Here is a 19,944-nt window from a genome sequence, read left to right as displayed (position 1 = left end):
GTGCGAATCGTTGGGGGTGTTGCGGGGAAAGCTCAGGCTGCTGCGGCTTCGGCACGGACAGGGTGCTCGACGCCGTTGCGGGGCGTGGCGGGCGGGGCCGCCACAGTACTGCGCAGGTAGAAGTACAGGACGGGAACGGTGTAAAGCATCCAGGCCGCGGCTTCCAGCCAGGTGGTGGCCGGGGAGAAATTGAGGGTCCCCTTCAGGAGGGTGCCGTACCAGGACGACGGCGGGACGGTGGCCGAGACGTCGAAGGCGAGGCTGTGCAGCCCGGGCAGGATGCCCGCCTCCTGGAGATCGTGGACTCCGTAGGCCAGCACCCCGGCGGCGATGATGATCAGGCCGATCCCGGTCCAGCTGAAGAAGCGGGAGAGGTTGACCTTCAGCACGCCGCGGTGGAGCAGGTAACCCAGCCCCGCGGCCACGGCGAGGCCGAGCAGCGCGCCGAGCAACGGCGTCGAGGATTCTCCGCTGGCTTGCGCCGCCGCCCAGAGGAAGAGCGCCGTTTCGAGGCCTTCGCGGCCCACCGCGAGGGTGGCCACGAGCACCAGGCCCCATGCGGCGCCGTCGGCGACTTTGTCCACGCGGGACTTCAGTTCGCCGCCGAGGGAGCGGGCCGTCCGTGCCATCCAGAACACCATCCAGGTGACCAGCGCGACGGCGACAATCGAGAGTCCGCCGCCGATCGCTTCCTGCGCCTCGAAACTGAGGCCGCGCGGCCCGAACGTCAACAGGGCGCCAAAGGCAACCGACACGGCGACGGCGATCCCCACGCCCGCCCACAGGCGGTGCATCAGGGAACGGCGGCCGGTCTTGACGAGGTAGGCCATCAGCAGGACCACCACGAGGGTTGCCTCCAGGCCTTCGCGCAGGCCGATCAGGAAGTTGGCTGTCATAACAGTGCTTTCTCTTAGGGTAGCCATCATTAGGCTCGCCTAAGTGAGTACCTTACAAGCCGCCGCGGAATACGCAAAGATTTCGTGAGGTAATTGCAAAAGATTGCGCGGGGTTGTCGTGGAACCTCCCCGGAACCCATCCCGGAAACGCATCCGGGTACGGAAAAGGCCGGGGTGCGGCGTCGGTGATCGACGCTGCGCCCCGGCCTTGGCCTGCCCTGTCTAGCTGCGGAAGTTCACGAACTGCAGGTCCGCTTCCTCGAAGTTCTTCAGGATGGCCATGGTTGCCTGCAGGTCATCGCGGGACTTGGAGGTGACGCGGAGTTCGTCGCCCTGGATCTGGGACTTGACGGACTTGGGGGCTTCGTCGCGGATGATCTTGTTGATCTTCTTGGCGATGTCCTGCGCGATGCCTTCCTTGATGGAGCACTCCAGGCGGAACTCCTTGCCGGAGGCGTAGGGCTCGCCTTCGTCCAGGGACTTCAGGGAGATGCCGCGCTTGATCAGCTTGGACTGGAAGACATCGAGGACGGCCTTGACGCGTTCCTCGGAGTTGGCCTTCATGAGGATCTTCTCGCCGCTGAAGTCGATCTCGGCGCCGACGCCCTTGAAGTCGTACCGCTGGGCGATTTCCTTCTGGGACTGGTTGAGCGCGTTGGCGACTTCCTGCTTGTCTACCTTGCTGACGACGTCGAATGTGGATTCGCCTGCCATGACTCTCCTTGGGAATGGGTGGTGGATTGCGTCTCCGCGGTGCCCCGCGGGCGCTCTTGTCTGCCAACCAGCCTAGTACCTGCGGTGTGGAACGTGCAGTCTGTAACCGCTCGTTCGGAGGAGCCGCGTTTCACAGTTCGCTCACAGCACACGCACTGCCGGAACTGAGGGCCCGGGAAGAGAGTTGTACCCGTTGGAGGAAAACAATCCCTGGAGGAAACCCCCATGAGCAAGAACCCCGTACGTTACGTCACCCGCTCCGCGACAGCCGCGGCGGCAACGATCGGCGTCGCCGCGGCGGCCGCGGGCACGGCCGTGGCAGCCGCTGCCGTGGCAGCCTCCGTGGTGCTGAGCCCGGTGCCCGACGCCGCCACCCGCATGGAGGGCGTCCATGCGGATCTGCAGCGGGCGGTGGAGCTGCGGCAGCTCACTGCCGAGCAGGCGTTGCGCTTCGAGGAGAAGCTGGCCGGCCGGATCTTGGGGGAGGCCTGACCGCCTGGCCGGACTTTCGGCACGCTGTGACGGGCTGAATTCCGCGGATTTCCGGGCTTCGCGGCCCCGATTCGATTCTTCGGCAGAAGTTCTGTAAGGTTGTCTTGCTCGCGGTTACGGGGACGGAAACGGAACTGTTGCTGTGAGTGATCTTCTTTTGAAGTTCGGCAGATTACCCGAGCGGCCAAAGGGGGCTGACTGTAAATCAGCTGGCACTGCCTACGGGGGTTCGAATCCCTCATCTGCCACCCAATGAAATCCCCGGAACCATAGGTTCCGGGGATTTTTTCTTTGCCCGGAACCGGGGTGTGTGCTGGCGCCGTCTTCCACAGGCTTGTCCGCGCCCTGGCACTTTTTACTTGCCGGAAACGTCGGCCCCGTAATCTAAGCGCATAACATTTAGATGCATCAAAGGAGGACCCTTCGTGACTGTCTCAAATCTCCCGGCTTCGCAGCTGGAACAAGCCGCGGCGCTGGGTGCCCGCGCATGGCCCGAAGGCTTCCTCTGGGGGTCTGCGACGGCGGCCGCGCAGATTGAAGGGGCCGCCCACCAAGACGGCAAGGAAGACAGCATCTGGGACGTCTTCTCCCGCGTGCCCGGCGCCGTCGCGAATGGCGACACTCCGGAAGTCGCCGTCGACCACTACCACCGCATGCCCGAAGACGTTGCCCTCATGAAGCGGCTGGGACTTGGCTCCTACCGATTCTCCACGAGCTGGGCGCGGATCAAGCCGGGAGACCGCTCCGTCAACCAGGCCGGGCTGGACTTCTACTCCCGGCTCGTGGACGAACTCCTCGAGGCCGGCATCCTGCCGTGGTTGACCCTGTACCACTGGGACATGCCGCAGGCGGTCGAGGAAAAGGGCGGTTGGGCCGGCCGGGACACTGCCTTCCGTTTCCAGGACTATGCAGAGACGGTTTACGGGGCGCTCGGTGACCGGGTGCAGCACTGGACCACCTTCAATGAACCGTTCTGCTCCTCGCTGTTGTCCTACGCCGCCGGGCTGCACGCCCCAGGCCGGACCTCCCGCGAGGCGGGTCTGGCTTCGGTGCACCACCAGAACCTGGCCCACGGATTGGCGACCCGCGCCCTTCGCGTCCTGGGTGCGGAGAACATCGGCATCACCCTCAACCTGTCCAACTCGATCCCCGCGGACCCCGCCGATTCCGTGGATCTCGACGCAGCCCGCCGCTTCGATGCGCTGCAGAACCGCATTTACCTGGAACCGCTCCTCCTGGGACGGTACCCGGAAGACTTCCGGGACGACGTCGAGGGTCTCGGCTTTGATGAACTGGTCCATGACGGCGACCTCGAAACCATTGCCGCACCCATCGATTTCCTGGGCGTGAACTACTACCACGATGACAACGTTTCCGGGCATCCGCTGCCCGACGGTGACGCGGGTTTCGCGGCTGCCACGGACCGGAAGATTGCCTCGCCGTATGTCGGATCCGAACACATTACGTTCCCTTCGCGCGGGCTGCCGCGTACCGGCATGGACTGGGAGATCAACCCGCACGGGCTCCGCCACCTGCTGACGCGCCTGGGGCGCGAGTACCCCAACCTCCCGCCGATGTTCGTGACGGAGAACGGCGCAGCGTTCGACGACGACATCACCGACGGCGGCCGGGTCCACGACGTCGAGCGGACCCAGTTCGTGCTTGACCACCTGGAGAGCATTGCCGAGGCAATCGACGAAGGGGCGGATGTGCGCGGCTATTTCCTGTGGTCCTTGCTGGACAACTATGAGTGGGCCTGGGGCTACGGAAAGCGTTTTGGCATGGTCCACGTTGACTACGAAACCCACGTCCGCACGGTGAAGGACTCCGCTTTGGTCTACTCCTCTGTCATCGCCGGACGCACTCCGGACAATCGCTTGCCAGCCGGTCGGAAGGAGTAACCCAGGCTTTATTTGATCGAAACAACCGCCACCTAGGCTTAAACCAGTTGGCCCTGTGGCCATATTTTTTGGAAGTAAATCTAAGCGCGTAACAAATGAGTTGCCGAAGGCCCATCGGGCTGCCGGCCGCGCCAACCAAGAACAATCCGCCCGAACCGCAGCAATTGCGGTGCAATCGAAAGGGACCGGTCATGAGTGCATCAGGCATATCGCTCGACCGCGTTGAAAAGACTTTCTCCTTGGAGAAGAACAACACATTCACCGCCCTCAAAGACGTCACGCTCAACGTCGCGCAAGGCGAATTCCTTGCCTTGCTGGGCCCGTCCGGGTGCGGGAAGTCGACCATTCTCCGGATGGTCGCCGGCCTGGAACAGCCCACGGCAGGCGAACTCGCCGTCAACGGGCTCGAACCCCAGGAACTCGTCAACGGGCACAGGCTGGGTGTCGCGTTCCAGGACCATGCGCTGCTTCCCTGGCTCACCGTTTTTCAGAACGTCGCTCTTCCCTACCAGTTGGCCAAGCGCCCGGTGGACGAAACACGCATAGGGGAACTCCTGGAACTGGTCGGACTGGCACGGTTTCGCGATGCTTTTCCCCGGCAGCTTTCGGGCGGCATGAGGCAACGCGCCTCGATTGCCCGTTCCCTGGTCCTGAAGCCGGAAGTGCTTCTGCTTGATGAACCGTTCGGCGCCCTCGACGCCGTGACGCGGCGCAAGATGAACCTCGAACTTGCCCGGATCTGGGCCGAGGAGCGCACCACTACGGTCCTCGTTACCCATGATGTCGAAGAAGCCGTCTTCCTCGCCCAGCGCGTGGTCGTTCTGGCTGCCAATCCCGGTCGGATACGCCACGAGGAGGTGCTGTCCTTCGATACTGCCCGCACGGAAGGACTGGAGCGCACCGATGAATTCCACCACGTGGTGGACCGCCTGACCCGGATGCTGGACGCCTCATGAGCCCCCGCAAGAAGAAGATCGTTCTTGGAATACTTGGCGCCCTGATCTTGATCCTTGCGGCGGAGATCATCGGCAGGCTGGGGCTCGCCGGAAAGGCCTGGCCCGCCCCCACTGACGCTATTTCCTCGGTCCTGGGCAACAAGCTGAGCAGGGCGCTGCTGTTCCGTTCCCTCGGCGCCACGCTGGCGTCGGCAGGAACGGGACTGGTCATCGGTTCCGTCCTCGGCATGGCCGTCGGCTTCCTTGGTTTCCTCCTTCCGGTGCTCCGGGCCGGATTGGACCAGACGGCGTCGATCCTCAACACCATCCCGCTCGTGGCGCTCGCGCCGCTGCTGATCGCGCTGGTCGGACCGCAGGGGATGTCGGTGCTTACCGCAGCCCTCGGCTCGGGGTTCGCGATGTTCGTGGCGACCGCGTCCGGACTGCTGGCCGTCTCCCCGGCGCACGCGGACTTCTTCAAGGTCTCCGGGTCCTCGAGGCTGCAACAGGTCATCCGGCTCAGCCTCCCCAGTGCCGTGCCCAGCTTGCTTGGCGGCCTGACCCTCGCCGGTTCCGGCGCCGTCCTCGGCGCGGTGCTGGGTGAATGGTTCGGGGCCCCGATGGGACTCGGCGTCCTGATGATCAGCTCGATGCAGAACTTCCAAGTGAAACTGCTGTTCGTCGTCGCGCTGACGGCGGCGCTGGTTTCGCTGCTCGCCTTTTACGCCATGGCGGCCATCCAGAAGATGGTCGGACGGAGGTTCTCATGACCAAGGAAACGTCCCTCCCGGCGCGCATCCTCACACTGGGCTGGCCCATCCTGGCGCTGCTTGTGATCTGGGAACTCGTCGCCGACCTCAACGGTTACACGGACCTGCTGCTGCCCAGGCCGTTCGGTGTTGCGTCCTATGTGTTCAACAACCTTGCCAAGTTCGCCGAACCCACCCTCGTCACGGTAGCGCTCGCCGTTCCCGGCACGTTGCTTGGGCTCACCGTCGGTTGCATCCTGGCGATCCTGGTCTGGTATTCGTCCATCCTTGACGGGCTCATCACCCCCACCACGAGCGTCCTGCAGGCCGTGCCGGTGGTGGCCATGCTTCCCGTGATCGGCAGGTTGGTCGGCTACAACGAAATCACGGTCATCGTGATCGTCATGCTGCTGTCCTTCTTTCCCACTTTTGTCCTGGTCCTTGGCCGGTTAAGGCAAGTGAACGGCTCTTCCGAGGATGTGTTCCGGGCCCTCGGTGCCGGTCGCTGGAACACCCTGCTCCGGTTGCTCATTCCACAGGCCGTTCCGGGCCTGCTTGCCGCCGTCCGGATGACTGCGCCCTTCTCAATCGGGGCAGTGATCCTCGCGCAATACCTGCTTTCCATCGGCGGCCTCGGACAACTCATCACCGATTCGATCGTCCGCAGCGACACCGTGACCGTGTGGGCGATCGCCTGCATCACATCCATCGTGTCGATCATCGTCTTCGCCCTCACCAAACGGCTCGAAGACCGCGTCGCCGTGCACTTCAAGTAATTCCCCTCCGAAATCACTCCACACCCGTTCGAACAGGAGCTCCACCATGAACAGCCCCACGTTTTCACGCCGCAGCCTCCTCGGCGCCGGCCTCGGTTTCGGCGCGCTCGCCACGGCCGGCGCCCTGACATCCTGCAGTCCCGCGGCGTCATCCCCGGCGTCGGCCACCAAGCTCCGGATCACCCTTGGCTGGGTATCCAACGTTGAGTTCGGCGGCTACTTCATCGCCGACGACCGCGGCTACTACAAAGAGGAGGGCCTTGAGATCGAGTTCCTCCCCGGCGGCGCCAACGCACCGTCGGTCGCCCAAAGCCTGGCTGCCGGCAACGCGGAAATCGGTCTTGCGCCGTCCATGGGCGACACGATCGTCGCGGCGGCGAAGGGCAACGATCTCAAGATCCTGGGCGCGGTCTTCCAAGACAGCCCGGGCGGCATCGTTAGCCTGAGCAAGAAGCCTGTCAGGACTCCCAAGGACCTGGTGGGCGCCAAGGTGCTCGGCCAGGGCGGAACCCAGCCCTACCTTGACGCCATCATGGAACTCGCCGGCCTGCCCAAGGCCGGCTACAAGCTGGTCCCCGCCGGCTTCGACCCCTCGCCGCTCGTTGACGGACAAGGCGATGCCTACACCTGTTATGTGACAAACCAGCCCACCACCCTCGAGACCCAGTTCGGTCTCGTCAAGGACAAGGACTACGTAACCGTCACCTACAGCGAACTGGGCCTTCCCTCCTACGCGGACGTCATTGTCACCACCGGCAAGTTCGCAAGCGCCAACGAGGAAGCGATCGTCAAGTTCCTGCGGGCCAGCATCCGGGGCTGGCAGGACAACATCGCCGACCCGTCCATCGCAGCCAAGCTGTGCGTCGAGAAGTACGGCGCGGACCTCGGCCTGGACCTTAAGCAGCAGATCCGCCAGAACGAGCTCCAAGCCCCGCTGATCCAGAGCGCCCTCACCAAGTCGAAGGGCGTGCTCAACATGGACACGGCCCTGCTGGAGTCCAAGATGCTCCCCGCCATGAAGGCATCCGGCCAGGCCCCCGTCCCGGCCAGCGTGAAGGGAATCGTGGACCTGTCCTACCTGGCCAAGGCCTTTGACGGCAAGACCACCCTCTAATGGCCATCGCACCTGCGCCCTCCCGCCGGCGCCTCGTCGCGCTCGACGTCGACGGAACGATCATGCACGACGACGGCCGGATCAGTGCGGCGGTGGTCGAACAGATCCGAAGGATCGCCGCAGGTGGCGATGAGATCACGCTCGCGACGGGACGCCCCGTCGCGAGCGTGGTCGGGATCCTGGACCGGCTCGGCATCACTCCGGAATATGCCGTGTGCTGCAACGGAGCCATCACCATCCGCCGTGACGCCTCCGCAGACGGGAACTACCGCAAGGACTCCGTGGCGACGTACGACCCCACCGATGCACTCCACACCTTGCGGGCTTGCCTGCCGGATGCACTGTATGCGGTGGAGGACGAGCACGGGACTTTCCTTTATACGGAGGCGCTGCCGGGGCTGGCGGGCGAAACCGGCGCGGACCCCAATGCGCGCAGAGTCCGTTTTGAGGAACTCCTGGGCGGGCAGGCGACGCGCGTTGTAGTGGCTGCACCCGAAACCGGAACGGAAGAATTCTTCGCCATCATGGCCGGCCTCGGCCTGGACCACGCGGCCTACTCGATCGGGCGGACGTCCTATCTGGACCTCGCTCCCCAAGGCGTGAACAAGGCCACCGCACTGGAACACGTCAGGCACCGCCTCGGCGTCGAGCCCTCCGGCGTCGTCGTCTTCGGCGACGGCCGCAACGACATCGAGATGCTGCGCTGGGCGGGCGCCAGCGGTCACGGTTTCGCCCTGGGCCAGGCGCCCGGCGACGTTCGTGCCGCTGCGTCTGCCGTCCTTCCCTCGATCCACGACGACGGCGTGGCGGCAGGCCTTGCGCGCTTGTAGCCGGCGGAGCCGTGCTTCGCCGGTGCCCGGTAATATGCATTTCAGACTGTCAAGACAACGGAGCCAGTAACACGATGACCAAAAGCCCGACGGTTTACGACGTCGCAGCTGCCGCGGGCGTATCCACCGCGACGGTTTCCTTCACCTTCCGGAACCCGGGCCGTGTCAAGGAATCCACCCGCGAGGCTGTCCTGGCCGCCGCAAAACTGCTTGGCTACGTTCCCAACGCCAGCGCCAGGAGCCTGGCCCGCGGTCGTACCGGGTCCCTTGGCCTGTTCGCCTATGACTTCATGTGGAACGCTACCGACCGGCGGGCACCGGCAGGCCAGCCACTCCCCGCAAGCCACCTGCTCCAAGGCGAGCCATACGACGACTTCCGTTTGTTCCCGGTCTACCTGGACGAAGTCCAGCGTGGATTCGAAATGCAGTGCTGGCGCCGAGGCTTTGAACTCATTCTTGGCGGGCGGAAGGACGAATTCGGTGAGAACATCATCAACGAGATCGCCGGACGCGTCGACGGCGTGGCTGTTTTTCCGCGCCGGCTCTCCGCCGACACCCTGGCACACGTTTCGCGTCGGATCCCGGTGGTCGAATTCGCCCCCGGGGGCGATGGCGGGGCCTACTGCCACATCACTGCCGACAACGCCTCAGGGATGGGCATGATCGCCGGGCACCTGATGACCGAGCATGGCATGGGCGACTTCGTTTTCGTCTCGTCAGCGTCCAATGCGGACAGCGAGGAACGCCGGACCGCTTTCAACAAGGTCCTGGAGGGCAGCGGGTTGCCGCTGAGGGATGACCTGGACCACGCGCCTGCAACGATCGCCCGCGATCTGGCTGAACTGCGCGACGCCGGATTGTTTCCCCAGGCGTTTGTCTGCGCTTCGGACCTCGTGGCCCTCGAAGTGATCGACGCCCTGACCGCCCTGGGGGTGTCCGTACCGGAGGATGTCGCGGTGACGGGGTTCGATGGAGTAGTTGCGGGTGCGGTGTCCACCCCGGGCATCACCACAATCCGGCAGCCGATGGGGGACATGGGCCAGCTGGCTGCGGACATGCTCATTGCCCGAAGCTCAGGCGAGACAACGGAAAACGAGTCTGTGGTCCTTCCAGTCAGGATGATCGTCCGCGGCAGCTGCGGCTGCGCCTAGGCTTGCCTGGTTCCTTTCCGGTTCCACGGGCGCTGGCGGAGGGCCTTGGCCCCACAATGTTACTGGCGAGTAGCATTGTGGCATGCATCTGCTTCTACGAACCCTCCTGTTGCTTTTCACGTCTTCCCGGCGGAGCCGCCTGAGCGTGTGGGACGAATCCTCCCTTCCCCTGCGGGTCCTGCCCACTGACATCGACATTGCGATGCACGTCAACAACGGCATGTATTTCTCGCTGATGGACCTGGGGCGTTTCGACCTCATGGTGCGGGCCGGCATCTGGGACAGGATGCGTCGCCGCGGCTGGACGCCCGTCGTTTCCGGCGAGACCATCGCCTTCCGTAAGTCCCTCCAGCTATGGCAGAGCTACACCATCGAGTCCCGGATCATCGGCCTCGATTCCAAAGCGATCTACTTCGAACAGCGCATGGTCGCCGGCGGCGAGATCTACGCCCGCGCCCACATCGCCACCCGGCTGGTGGACAAAGGCCGGCCCGTGAGCCAGGAAGACATCCTCGCCGAATTCGGCGCCCCGCCGGCGTCGCTGGACCTGCCGGAGTGGATCCACGAATGGCGGGAGAACAACGCCCTTCCCGGCGCCCGCAAGCCCGCCCCGCACTTCTGGAGCTAGGCTCCCAACGGAACTCCCGACGTCGGGATGACTTCAGTTGCCGACGTCCCGCCGCTGCAGCGCCACGGCGCTCAACAGCACCAGCCCCGCGGAGATGCCCCACAGCCAACCGGCCGCGGCCCAGTCGGCACCGTTCGCCACCGGAGAGTTCCCGTAGGCCCAGTGGTACGGCGAGAAGTTGAGGAGCCAGTCAAGGTCCGGACTTTGCCGGCCCACCGCATTGAATACGTACCCCAGAACGCCGACGGCGGCGCCGGCCGCCAGGGCGTAGGCTTTCCGTCCGCTCAGGGCGCCGACAAACAGGGCAGCCGTGCCGCTCAGCAAGGCCAGGCCGGCAAACTCGACGGCGGCGCCAAACAGGTGCATGGAGTCGATCGACAGCTGCGCCGAATCGTTCAGCGCCAGGATCAGCACGAAGACGAGGACCGCCAGCAGCACCACCCGCAACGCCATGGCGAGGGCGCGCTCCAGCACCAGCTGAACGCGGGTGACGCCGTGGGCGAGGGTGAGCTCGAGCTGGCCCGATTCCTCGTCGCCGCCCACCGCGGACGCGCCCCAGGACACTGTGGCGATGGTCATGAGCAGGAAGCCGATAAGTCCGAACACCGTGGCCTGGGTGTATCCGGGGCCGGAGGCGATCTGGTCGTAGTTCAGGGCCTTGGTCATCTCCGGCGGCAGGGCGTTGATCATCTCCTGCATCTGCGCGCTACCGCCGATGGACGGGTAGATGGGCAGGTAGAGCGCGATTGCCGCGCCGAGTCCTGCCGCCCAGCCCAGGGTGGAGCGCCAGGAATCCACGAAGGCCCGCCTGAAAAGCGGCATGGGACTACGCATGGCTGCTTCCTTCCTCCTGCGGTTCGCGCCGGCGCGACCCATTGCCCCGGCGGCCGTTGCCGTTGTTGCCGTATAGCCTGAGCACAGATTCCTCCAGGTCAGGTTCCTCGAGGACGAGGTCGGTCAGCTGCAGTCCGGCGAGCGCCTGCACGAGCGGCCCGATGCTGCCTTCCAGCACCGCCGTCAGTTCGACGCCGTCTCCCGCCGTGAGTACCTCGACGCCGCCGACGCCGGGCACCCGGCCCAGCAGCGCGCCGGCGTCGTTGGCTGTTATTCCGCTCGCCGTGAACCGCAGGTGCCGCACCGCGCTTTCGCGCAGGGCGTCGACGGTGGCGACAGTGACGATCCGGCCGTCCCGCAGGATGGCCACTTCGTCCGCGGCCTGCTGCACTTCGCTCAGCACGTGGGAGCTGAGGAACACCGTCTGTCCACGGTCGCGGGCTTCCTGGACCATGGCCAGGAATTCCTGCTGGACCAGGGGATCGAGGCCGCTGGTCGGTTCGTCCAGGACCAGGAGTTCGGGTTCGTGCATGAAGGCCTGGATGAGGCCGAGTTTCTGCTTGTTGCCCTTGGACAGCTTGCGTGTGTGCCGGTCGAGGTCAAGATTGAGGCGTTCGGCGAGTTCGTCGATCCGGCCCGGGCGCACGGGGCCGCTGACCGCCTCGTAGTGGTCAAGGAGCCGCCGGCCGGTGACCCTGGCCTCCAGGGTGAGTTCGCCGGGCAGGTATCCGATGCGCCGGCGCAGGCCCGGGCCGCCGTGGCGCGGGTCCTGGCCGAGTACGCGCAGGGTGCCCGCGCTGGGCCGGATGATATCCAGCAGGCAGCGCATGGTGGTGGTCTTGCCTGCGCCGTTCGGACCGATGACGCCGAAAACCGTCCCGGCCTGCACCTGGAAGTCGATCCCGTGAAGGACCTCGCGGGACCCGAAGCTTTTCCGCAGGCCCTCGACCGTGATTGCCGATTCCATGGTTTCCCCTTTCCTTCAGCCTGAGGTTCCGGTGCTGCCGGATGGCGCCTGCAGCGCCGTGCGGGCAGCATCGAGGAAGCGTGTGTCCGTATAGAAGCCGTGGGTGTACAGGTCCAAGGCCGGGAGGGTGAGGGAACGCAGCATGTCCGCGCCGAGTTCGCTGGTGCCCAGGACGCGGGCGGCGTTCTTGCCGAGTACCAGCATGGCCAGGCTGTTGCTGGCCACCACGACGGCGGTGGCGTCGACATCTTCGAAGGCACGGATGGTGCCGGCGGCAATCCCGGCCTCGATGATTGCCTTGGTTTGTTGGACGATCGCGGCGAAGAAGGCATGGCCGGCCTCCGAGTCGTCGCCGAGGGACTGCCGGATGTAGGCGATTTCCGTGGCGTACTGGCCGGGATCGGCCAGGTAGTCCTGGATCTGACGGCCGGCGGATTCGGGGTGGGCCTTGCGGAGCCCCTGTTCCCCGGTTTCGGCGATGACATGCCGGTCGCAGGCTTCGCGGAGGCCGTCCTTGCTGCCGAAGTGGTGGATCACCAGGCCCGGGCTCACGCCCGATTCGGCGGCGACCCCGCGGATGGTGGTGCGCGCGAAACCGTCCCTGCCGAACAGGACGATGGCCGCGTCCCGGATGCGGGCGCGGGTGCTGAGATCCTCAGCTGCTGAACGCATGTTTAATACACTAAACAGTTGTTCAATGGCTGGCAAGGGGCCGCCGTCGGGCTTTTATTCCCGCTTCGCCGGGTAGCGAACAGGGGCGACGCCTGCGCCCGTCTCGCGTACCGTGGGAGCATGGCTACAGTTGACATCACCGGTGAACAGTTCGCAGCAACCATTGAGGGCAACGATATTGTCCTGGTCGATTTCTGGGCCGAATGGTGCGGACCTTGCCGCCAGTTCGCCCCAACGTTCAAGGCCGCCTCGGAGAAACACACTGACGTTTTCTTCGCCAAGGTGGACACCGAGGCCGAGCAGCAGCTTGCCGCCGAGGCCGGAATCTCCTCGATCCCCACGCTCATGGCCTTCCGCGAAAAGGTGCTGGTGTTCTCCCAGCCCGGTGCCCTGAACGGGCCGCAGCTGGAGCAGGTCATCGAAGCCGTCAAGGGCCTGGACATGGAAGAGGTCCACGCGCACGTGGCGAAAATGCGCGCCGAAAACTCCTAGTTAAGCGCCAATGGCCGCCCCCTTGCACAGGGGGCGGCCATTCTTGGTTAACGACTAGAGGCGCTCGACCTTGACCGGCTCGGCCAGCAGCGCGCTGAGGGATTCGTTGAGGTCCTGTACGGCGATGCCCTTGGAATGCTTCTCCAGGTCTTCTTCCGAAGCCCACTGTTCGGTGAGGACCAGCCTCTCCTCGGTGGCTTCGGTCAGTTCATAGCGGATGCAGCCCGGTTCGTTCACGACCTCGTCGATGGCGATGTCCAGGGCGAGCTTCACACGGAAGAATTCGCCGTCGTTGGGAATGAAGGTTGCCTGCAGGTCAATGGGTGCACTCATGGCCTTCACCTTACCGGGATTCAGTGGCCGCGGTGGTCCTGGATGGTCATCCGCGGGCCGAACGCGGGCTTCCGGAAACCGCTCAGCCCCAGCATCCGGACCACCCTTTGCCGGTGCCCGCGCCACGGCTCCATCAGGGCGAGCATGCCGGCGTCGTCCGTCTTCCTCCCGGTGAGGGCGTAGCCGACAAAGGCCGCCAGATGGTAGTCGCCCACCGCGATCGAGTCCGGGCAGCCGTGGGTACGTTGCAGCACCTCCGCCGCCGTCCAGATGCCGATGCCCGGGATGGTCTGCAGCTTCGCCCCGGCCTCCGCGGCGTCCAACGATGCCAGCCGTTCCAGCCCGGCGGCCGAGCGCAGCGCCCGCATCACCGTGGCCGAACGTTGCGGACCGACGCCCGCTTTGTGCCATTCCCAGGACGGGATGCCCAGCCACTGCGCCGCGGTGGGGGCGACAAGAAGGCCCGACGGCGCGTGGCGGCCTGCGTCCGGAGCCGGGCTTCCGTAGCGGTACATGAGGTAGCGGTAGCCGCGGCGGGCCTCGATGGTGGTGACCTTCTGCTCCAGGATGGTGGGCACGAGGGAGTCGACCACCCGCCCGGTGGCAGGCAGGCGCAGGCCTGGGTTCCGGCGTCGGGCCCCAACTACCAGGCGGGGGAGTCCCGCCTGGAACTCCGGCTCGTCGAAACCGGACCAGTCGTCGTCCCGGCCCAGCAGCCGCGGCACCCCGGCGATCGCGGATCCGGCGCCGGGGCCCCACGCCTGGGCGTCGACCCAGCAGTCCGGGCCGGAGACGGCGGTGAGCCGCAGGGTGGCGGGGCCGTCCGGTGTCGTGAACGCCATCCAGAGCCCGTCCGGACGATTGGCGAAGGACGGATCGCCGTTGCCGCGCATGAGGATTCCCAGGCTCTGCAGGAGGCTGAACGGCCCGCCCGGATGCCAGCGCAAGGAGGCGTCCGCCGCGGCCGCGGCGGCAGGGGCGCTGGCGATGGTCATGGATCCATGGTCCCACGGGGCGCCGACGGTATGTTTCCGCGGGCCCTTACGCGGCGCAAAACACGCGGCTAGACTCCCCGTGGGGCGCGGGCGCCCGCGCCTATCCCGAAAACGTATCCAGGAGAACGCAATGGGTGGAGTAGTACATTTCGAAATTCCCGCCGAAGACTCCGAGCGGGCCAACAACTTCTACCAAGGGGCGTTCGGCTGGACGCTCAACTACATGCCTGAGTTGGATTACACCATCGCCCTCACTACGCCCTCTGATGAACAAACCGGAATGCCCAACTCGCCGGGCGTCATCAACGGAGCCCTGTTCACGCGCTCGGAGGAGCTGCAGACCCCCGTCCTCACCGTCGACGTAGAGGACATCGACGCCGCCCTGGCGCAGGTCGAGTCCGCGGGCGGGACGGTCCACAAGGGCAAGGACGCGGTGCCGGGAATGGGCTGGTACGCCTACTTCAAGGACACCGAGGGAAACATCCTGGGCCTCTGGCAGACGGACGACTCCGCGGGGAAGTGACCCCTCGAGCAAGTAGCCGCAGGAAGCCCGGGCAGGTCCAAGCCCGGGCTTCCTTGCCGACGCGGTAACTTTGTACCCATGAAGTACGCCGAGTCCGTTCTGGACCTCATTGGCAATACGCCGCTCATCAAGCTCAACCACGTCACCGAGGGCATCAAGGCCACCGTCCTGGTGAAACTCGAGTACATCAACCCCGGGGGATCCATCAAGGACCGGATCGCCGTGAAGATGATCGAGGAAGCCGAGCGCACCGGCAAGCTCAAGCCGGGCGGCACCATCGTGGAGCCCACCTCCGGCAACACCGGTGTGGGCCTGGCGCTGGTGGCGCAGCAGAAGGGCTACAAGTGCATCTTCGTGGTTCCGGACAAGGTGGGCGAGGACAAGCGCGCCGTGCTGCAGGCCTACGGGGCCGAAGTGGTGGTGACCCCCACCTCCGTGGCCCCGGACAGCCCGCAAAGCTACTACGGGGTCTCGGACCGGCTGGTCACCGAAATCCCCGGCGCCTACAAGCCGGACCAGTTCTCCAACCCCGCCGCACCGGGCAGCCACTATGAATCCACCGGCCCGGAAATCTGGCGCGACACCGACGGCTTGGTCACCCACGTGGTGATCGGCGCCGGCACCGGCGGCACCATCACCGGCACCGGCCGCTACCTCAAGGAAATCTCCGCGGACCGCCCGGAGTCCGACGGCGGCCGGGTCAAGGTGATCGGCGCGGACCCCGAAGGTTCGGTCTACTCGGGCGGAACCGGCCGGCCGTACTTCGTTGAAGGCGTCGGCGAGGACATGTGGCCGGACAACTACGACAAGACCGTCCCCGACGACGTCATCGCGGTCAGCGACGGCGATTCCTTCGCCATGACCCGCCGCCTGGCCCGTGAGGAAGGCCTGCTGGTCGGCGGCTCCTCGGGCATGGCCGTGGTAGCTGCGCTCAAGGTGGCCAAGGACCTTCCCGAGGACGCCGTCGTCGTCGTGATCCTGCCGGACTCCGGCCGCGGCTACCTGGCCAAGATCTTCAACGACCAGTGGATGCGCTCCTACGGCTTCCTCTCGGGCGGCGAGGAGGCCTCCGTGGGCGAGGTCCTCAAGTCCAAGACGGGCGAGATGCCGAACCTGGTCCACATCCACCCCAACGAAACCGTGCGCGACGTCATCAACATCATGAACGAGTTCGGCGTCTCCCACATCCCCGTCCTGTCGGCGGAACCGCCCGTGGTGATGGGCGAAGTGCTGGGCGCGGTGGACGAGCGCTCGCTGACCACCAAGCTGTTCCGCGGCGAGGCGAAACTGACGGACAAGATCTCCGAACACATGGGGGAGCCCCTGCCGGTGATCGGCTCGCTCGAGACCATTTCCGCCGCACGCGAATTGCTCTCCGACGTGGACACCGTGATGGTGACCTTCGTCGGCGCCCCTGTGGGCATCCTGACCCGCCACGACCTGCTCGCCTACCTGAGCCACTGATTTCCCACACGAGGAGTACCCATGTCTGCCCATGAAGCAGGTTTCAACACCCGCGCCGTCCACGCCGGCCAGGACTTCGAGCCCCGCACCGGTGCCGTGGTGCCGCCGCTGCACTTCAGCTCCACCTATGCCCAGGACGGCATCGGCGGGCTGCGCGACGGCTACGAATACGGCCGCGGCGGCAACCCTACCCGCGACTCCCTGCAGGAACAGCTCGCCGCGCTGGAAGGCGGCAGCCACGCCTTCAGCTTCGGCTCCGGCCTGGCCGCCGAGGACTCCCTGATCCGAGCCGTCGCACGGCCCGGGGACCACATCGTGCTCGGCAACGACGCCTACGGCGGAAGCTACCGGCTCATCAACCGCGTGCTGGGTGAGTGGGGCATCGGCAACACTCCGGTGGACATGTCCGATCTCGAGGCCGTGGCCGCCGCGGTGGCTGCGAACAACACCCGGATCGTGTGGGTGGAGACCCCGTCCAACCCGATGATGCGGATCACCGACATCGAGGCGCTCGCCGCCGTCGCGCACGACGCCGGAGCCCTCCTGGTGGTCGACAACACCTTCGCGTCCCCGTACCTGCAGAACCCGCTCGCCCTGGGTGCCGACGTCGTGGTCCACTCCACCACGAAGTACATCGGCGGACACTCCGACGTGGTGGGCGGCGCCGTCGTCGTCAACGATGCGGAACTGGCCGAGAAGATCGGCTTCGTGCAGTTCGCGGTCGGCGCGGTCTCCGGCCCGATGGATGCCTTCCTGACCACCCGCGGCCTGAAGACCCTCGGCGTCCGCATGGACCGGCACAGCGAGAATGCGCAGGCCGTGGCTGAATGGCTGCTGCAGCGTCCCGAAGTGGAGGCCGTGCTCTATCCGGGCCTGCCGGACCACCCGGGACACGAACTGGCCAAGAAGCAGATGAAGAAGTTCGGCGGCATGGTCTCCGTGCAGTTCAAGGGCGGCGAGGCCGCGGCACGCAAGGTGGCCGAAGCCACCAGGATCTTCACCCTAGCCGAGTCCCTGGGTGGCATCGAGTCCCTCATGAACTACCCCTCGGAGATGACCCACGCCTCCGTGAAGGGCACCGAACTCGCCGTGCCGGTCAACCTGCTCCGCCTGTCCTGCGGCATCGAGGACGTGGAGGACCTGATCGGGGACCTCGAGCATGCCTTCGCGGCGATTGAAGGCTGACGCGATCCCATAGAGCAGAACGGCCGCGGCACCCGGAACCACCGGTGTGCCGCGGCCGTGCTGTTTTCAACAGCTCGGGAACGGGCCAGGAAGGCTTAGCCGGAGATGCCCGGCTTGCCGTTTTCCTCGCAGCCGGTGAGCCGGCGCCGGAAGCTGGCGTCCTCGATCGCGGTGACCTCGATGTCGTACCAACCCTTCAGGGTCTCCCAGGCCAGGATCTTTGAACCGCCGGGCTTGAGTTTCACCTGGGCACTGAACTCCCTGTACTGCAGGGAGGCGAGCCGCAGCGTTACGGTCTTGGAGCCGGTGTTGCGCAGATCCAGCACCACATCACTGCCCTCGCGCGCGACGACGGAGACGTCGACGCCGGCCCCGGCGCCCGCCGTCGAGCCCTTCAGTTCGTACTGGTAGCGGTTGGGTCCGGTGACGATCAGGTCGAAACTGCCGGACGGCGCCGGGAGCGTGACGAGCCGGGCGCCTTTCACGTCCGCGTGCAGCGGTTCAGCGAGCTCGCCCGCGTAGCCGTACACGGCAAAGTGCGCGGAGCGGGTGCCCCCGTTGCGCAGGGATAGGGCGACGCCGTCGGCGCCCACGGCAGCGGAGGCCGCGGGCCGGTACGGCAGGGGGCGGGCCGGGCGGGTGCCGTCCTCCTGGATCGGCGCCACTTGCACGGCCGGCGGAACCGGGCGCCAGCGGCTGATCTTCGCGGGAACCGGGCCCGGGTGGTCCAGCACCGGCGGCGTGCCTGCGGCGGCGAAGTTGAAGACACCGGTGAGGTCGCCGCAGACTTCGCGGCGCCAGGCGGAGATGTTCGGCTCCTGCACGCCGGTCCAAGCCTCCAGGAAGCGGATCACGGAGGTGTGGTCGAAGACCTCGGAGCTGACGTAGCCGCCGATCGTCCACGGCGAGACGACGGTCATGGGCACGCGCGGGCCGAGGCCGATGGGCCGGGCCATGGTCCAGTCGGTGGATTCGCCGGAGGCCGGTCGGGGCTGCACGGGCGGCGGGACGTGGTCGAAGTAGCCGTCGTTCTCGTCGAAGTTGAGGAAGATCGCGGTGCTGTCCCAGGTTTCCTGCTTGCTGGCCACGATGTCCAGGAGGCGGTAGACGAAGTTGGCGCTGCCCACCGGGGTGGAGGCGCCGGGGTGCTCGGAGTCGGCCGCCGAGGGGACCAGCCAGCTGACCTTCGGCAGGGTGCCGCCGTCGATGTCCGCGGCCAGGCGTTCCAGGAGGGTATCCGGCCGGCCGCGGCGCATGGCCTTGTCGAAGAGGAGCTTCTCGGAATCGCTGAGCAGTGCGCGGCCGGCTTCAAGCTGGGCGAGGAGCCGGTCCTGTTCAGCCGGGGTCTTGCCGTGGAGCGAGTCGTAGAACTGCTCCGTGGTGCGCAGGTCCCCGTCGACGGCGGCCAGCATCTTGTGGCCGATCTCCTTGAAGGTGTCGAAGTATTCGACCGCGTTGTCGGTGAAGTTGTCCCAGTCCTGGTAGATCTGCCAGGACACACCGGCCTGCTCCAGCCGTTCCGGGTAAGTGGTCCAGTCGTAGCCGGCGTGGTCGTAGCTGTAGGCGGCATTGGTGACGGCGCGCTTGCCGGTGGCCTTTTCGGTGCCGGTGGTGCCGCTCCAGAGGTAGTTGCGGTTGGGGTTGGTGGAGCCGTTGACCGAGCAGTGGTAGGCGTCGCAGATGGTGAAGGTGTCCGCGAGCTCGTACTGCAGCGGGATGTCGGAGCGTTCGTAGAAGGTCATGGTGGAGGCGCTCTTGGCAGGGATCCACTTGTCGCACCAGCCGTTGTTCCAGGCGGTGGTGGTGCCGTTGAAGGAGTGGTCGAGGTCGCCCAGGTACTGGATGTCCGAATCCGGGCGGCCGGCCAGCTCCGCGGCCTTGCGGAGCGAGAACGGCAGCACGGTTTCGCCGGTGGCGCGCGGCTGTTCGAACATCGACTTGCCGTTGGGCAGCCGGGTCAGCGACTTGTCGCCGTAACCGCGGACACCGCGCAGGGAGCCGAAGTAGTGGTCGAAGGAACGGTTCTCCTGCATCAGGATGATGACGTGCTTGATGGACTGCAGGCTTCCCGGCGCCACAGGCTTGGCCATGGCGGCCTGCACGGAGGGCGGCAGCAGGGAGCCGGCGGCTGCTAGCGCCGTTGCTGCTGCCGTGGCGCCCAGGAAGCCGCGGCGGGAGAAGCCCGGGAGCTGTTCGCCCGTGTCCGAGGTTGAACGTTTCATCATCTCGGGGTCATGCGTTGCCATAATCGGATTGCCTTTCGTAGATAAGGTCCAGCCCCACCAAAGTAGAC

The 19,944-nt window shown here is 66.0% G+C and carries 21 protein-coding genes and 1 tRNA gene; 14 read left to right on the top strand and 8 right to left on the bottom strand.

Annotated features, from left to right (window positions below):
* Positions 1–32: 32 nt before the first annotated feature.
* Positions 33–896, bottom strand: coding sequence for an iron uptake transporter permease EfeU (gene efeU / locus ACN9M4_RS15260; protein WP_426299293.1), 864 nt, complete (start codon positions 894–896; stop codon positions 33–35).
* A 222-nt stretch (positions 897–1,118) separates the two neighbouring features.
* On the bottom strand, positions 1,119–1,610 hold the full coding sequence (locus tag ACN9M4_RS15255) for a YajQ family cyclic di-GMP-binding protein (RefSeq protein ID WP_074591467.1): 492 nt from the start codon (positions 1,608–1,610) through the stop codon (positions 1,119–1,121).
* 225 nt (positions 1,611–1,835) lie between these two features.
* On the opposite strand from ACN9M4_RS15255, the gene ACN9M4_RS15250 reads away from it, so the two are divergent.
* The 10 genes from ACN9M4_RS15250 (at position 1,836) to ACN9M4_RS15205 (ending at position 10,186) form a co-directional block, all read left to right on the top strand.
* Positions 1,836–2,102, top strand: coding sequence for a hypothetical protein (locus ACN9M4_RS15250; RefSeq protein ID WP_426299290.1), 267 nt, complete (start codon positions 1,836–1,838; stop codon positions 2,100–2,102).
* Positions 2,103–2,268: 166 nt separating this feature from the next.
* Positions 2,269–2,350: transfer RNA gene (locus tag ACN9M4_RS15245), tRNA-Tyr, on the top strand.
* A gap of 177 nt (positions 2,351–2,527) precedes the next feature.
* Positions 2,528–4,003 carry a GH1 family beta-glucosidase gene (locus ACN9M4_RS15240; RefSeq protein WP_426299288.1) on the top strand — a complete coding sequence of 492 codons (1,476 nt, stop codon included), beginning with the start codon at positions 2,528–2,530 and terminating at the stop codon, positions 4,001–4,003.
* A 191-nt stretch (positions 4,004–4,194) separates the two neighbouring features.
* Positions 4,195–4,959 (top strand): ABC transporter ATP-binding protein, encoded by a 765-nt coding sequence (locus ACN9M4_RS15235; protein ID WP_426299286.1) that lies wholly within the window; start codon positions 4,195–4,197, stop codon positions 4,957–4,959.
* The gene (locus ACN9M4_RS15230) at positions 4,956–5,708 is read left to right on the top strand and encodes an ABC transporter permease (protein ID WP_426299284.1); all 753 of its coding nucleotides are present in this window, start codon (positions 4,956–4,958) and stop codon (positions 5,706–5,708) included. Before ACN9M4_RS15235 ends, ACN9M4_RS15230 begins: the two co-directional genes overlap by 4 nt.
* The gene (locus tag ACN9M4_RS15225) at positions 5,705–6,463 is read left to right on the top strand and encodes an ABC transporter permease (RefSeq protein WP_426299282.1); all 759 of its coding nucleotides are present in this window, start codon (positions 5,705–5,707) and stop codon (positions 6,461–6,463) included. The genes ACN9M4_RS15230 and ACN9M4_RS15225 overlap by 4 nt, the downstream gene beginning before the upstream one ends.
* Before the next feature lie 46 nt (positions 6,464–6,509).
* Positions 6,510–7,577, top strand: a complete 1,068-nt coding sequence (locus ACN9M4_RS15220; RefSeq protein WP_426299280.1) for an ABC transporter substrate-binding protein — start codon at positions 6,510–6,512, stop codon at positions 7,575–7,577.
* Positions 7,577–8,407, top strand: coding sequence for an HAD family hydrolase (locus ACN9M4_RS15215; protein ID WP_426299278.1), 831 nt, complete (start codon positions 7,577–7,579; stop codon positions 8,405–8,407). The genes ACN9M4_RS15220 and ACN9M4_RS15215 overlap by 1 nt, the downstream gene beginning before the upstream one ends.
* A gap of 74 nt (positions 8,408–8,481) precedes the next feature.
* Positions 8,482–9,558, top strand: coding sequence for a LacI family DNA-binding transcriptional regulator (locus tag ACN9M4_RS15210; RefSeq protein ID WP_426299276.1), 1,077 nt, complete (start codon positions 8,482–8,484; stop codon positions 9,556–9,558).
* An 82-nt stretch (positions 9,559–9,640) separates the two neighbouring features.
* Positions 9,641–10,186, top strand: a complete 546-nt coding sequence (locus ACN9M4_RS15205) for an acyl-CoA thioesterase (protein WP_426299274.1) — start codon at positions 9,641–9,643, stop codon at positions 10,184–10,186.
* A gap of 33 nt (positions 10,187–10,219) precedes the next feature.
* Here ACN9M4_RS15205 and ACN9M4_RS15200 read toward each other — a convergent pair whose 3' ends face one another.
* Genes ACN9M4_RS15200 through ACN9M4_RS15190 form a run of 3 tightly spaced genes read right to left on the bottom strand, consistent with a single transcriptional unit; the run spans position 10,220 to position 12,659 of the window.
* A complete protein-coding gene (locus ACN9M4_RS15200; protein WP_426299272.1) occupies positions 10,220–11,020 on the bottom strand; it encodes an ABC transporter permease subunit in 801 nt (266 codons plus the stop codon).
* Positions 11,013–11,987 carry an ABC transporter ATP-binding protein gene (locus ACN9M4_RS15195; protein WP_426299270.1) on the bottom strand — a complete coding sequence of 325 codons (975 nt, stop codon included), beginning with the start codon at positions 11,985–11,987 and terminating at the stop codon, positions 11,013–11,015. Before ACN9M4_RS15195 ends, ACN9M4_RS15200 begins: the two co-directional genes overlap by 8 nt.
* Positions 11,988–12,002: 15 nt before the next feature.
* Entirely contained in the window at positions 12,003–12,659 is a 657-nt protein-coding gene (locus ACN9M4_RS15190) for a TetR family transcriptional regulator (RefSeq protein WP_426299268.1), read from the bottom strand.
* 120 nt (positions 12,660–12,779) lie between these two features.
* Between ACN9M4_RS15190 and trxA the strand changes: the two genes are divergently transcribed.
* Positions 12,780–13,151: a thioredoxin gene (gene trxA, locus ACN9M4_RS15185; protein ID WP_074591286.1), complete on the top strand. Its 372-nt coding sequence runs from the start codon at positions 12,780–12,782 to the stop codon at positions 13,149–13,151.
* 54 nt (positions 13,152–13,205) lie between these two features.
* Here trxA and ACN9M4_RS15180 read toward each other — a convergent pair whose 3' ends face one another.
* Positions 13,206–13,484 (bottom strand): putative quinol monooxygenase, encoded by a 279-nt coding sequence (locus ACN9M4_RS15180; protein ID WP_426299265.1) that lies wholly within the window; start codon positions 13,482–13,484, stop codon positions 13,206–13,208.
* Between the two features lie 20 nt (positions 13,485–13,504).
* The gene (locus tag ACN9M4_RS15175) at positions 13,505–14,479 is read right to left on the bottom strand and encodes a DNA-3-methyladenine glycosylase family protein (RefSeq protein ID WP_426299263.1); all 975 of its coding nucleotides are present in this window, start codon (positions 14,477–14,479) and stop codon (positions 13,505–13,507) included.
* Between the two features lie 130 nt (positions 14,480–14,609).
* Here ACN9M4_RS15175 and ACN9M4_RS15170 point away from each other — a divergent pair, with 130 nt between their 5' ends.
* From ACN9M4_RS15170 to ACN9M4_RS15160, 3 genes are all read left to right on the top strand, one after another.
* Positions 14,610–15,002 carry a VOC family protein gene (locus ACN9M4_RS15170; protein WP_426299261.1) on the top strand — a complete coding sequence of 131 codons (393 nt, stop codon included), beginning with the start codon at positions 14,610–14,612 and terminating at the stop codon, positions 15,000–15,002.
* A 78-nt stretch (positions 15,003–15,080) separates the two neighbouring features.
* Positions 15,081–16,466, top strand: coding sequence for a cystathionine beta-synthase (locus tag ACN9M4_RS15165; RefSeq protein WP_426299259.1), 1,386 nt, complete (start codon positions 15,081–15,083; stop codon positions 16,464–16,466).
* Positions 16,467–16,487: 21 nt separating this feature from the next.
* Entirely contained in the window at positions 16,488–17,651 is a 1,164-nt protein-coding gene (locus ACN9M4_RS15160; protein WP_426299257.1) for a cystathionine gamma-synthase, read from the top strand.
* A 95-nt stretch (positions 17,652–17,746) separates the two neighbouring features.
* Here the strand turns inward: ACN9M4_RS15160 and ACN9M4_RS15155 are convergent, their stop codons facing one another.
* The gene (locus tag ACN9M4_RS15155; protein ID WP_426299255.1) at positions 17,747–19,897 is read right to left on the bottom strand and encodes a phosphocholine-specific phospholipase C; all 2,151 of its coding nucleotides are present in this window, start codon (positions 19,895–19,897) and stop codon (positions 17,747–17,749) included.
* Positions 19,898–19,944: the final 47 nt, after the last annotated feature.

The sequence above is a fragment of the Arthrobacter sp. R-11 genome (assembly GCF_049913155.1).
GTDB lineage: Bacteria > Actinomycetota > Actinomycetes > Actinomycetales > Micrococcaceae > Arthrobacter.
This window is presented reverse-complemented; position numbering and strand designations above follow the sequence as displayed.